Source organism: Pseudomonas tremae (assembly GCF_001401155.1).
Lineage (GTDB): Bacteria > Pseudomonadota > Gammaproteobacteria > Pseudomonadales > Pseudomonadaceae > Aquipseudomonas > Aquipseudomonas tremae.
Genome location: NZ_LJRO01000124.1, coordinates 1 through 300, shown reverse-complemented (window position 1 = coordinate 300; position 300 = coordinate 1). Strand labels below are relative to the sequence as shown.

Annotated in this window: 1 protein-coding gene; it reads left to right on the top strand. The window is 58.0% G+C overall.

Going from position 1 to position 300, the window contains the following annotated elements; translation table 11 throughout:
• On the top strand, nt 1-245 hold a 245-nt coding region (locus ALO43_RS09270; protein WP_157062278.1), incomplete at its 5' end, for a GGDEF domain-containing protein.
• Between the last annotated feature and the right edge of the window lie 55 nt (nt 246-300).

Here is a 300-nt window from a genome sequence, read left to right as displayed (position 1 = left end):
CCCATAAAGTGCTTGATGAGATCCGCCATCGCTTTGCGGAGATCCATTACCCCGCGCAGCCGACCGATCTGTTTTGCACTTTCAGCGCCGGGGTCGTTTCTCTGGGGGCTAATGACGACAGTCTGAGCCTTGCGTCACAGGCGGATACTGCGTTGTACTGCGCCAAGCACGCGGGCCGCAATCAGGTGCATTCGGCGCTGGTGGATGTGCCCTATAACGTCGTGTTGACGGAAATCGAGGCCTGATTCGGTTTCAGTCCTGGCTTTCGATCAGCTTTTGCCGCTCTGCCGATTTGCCGGG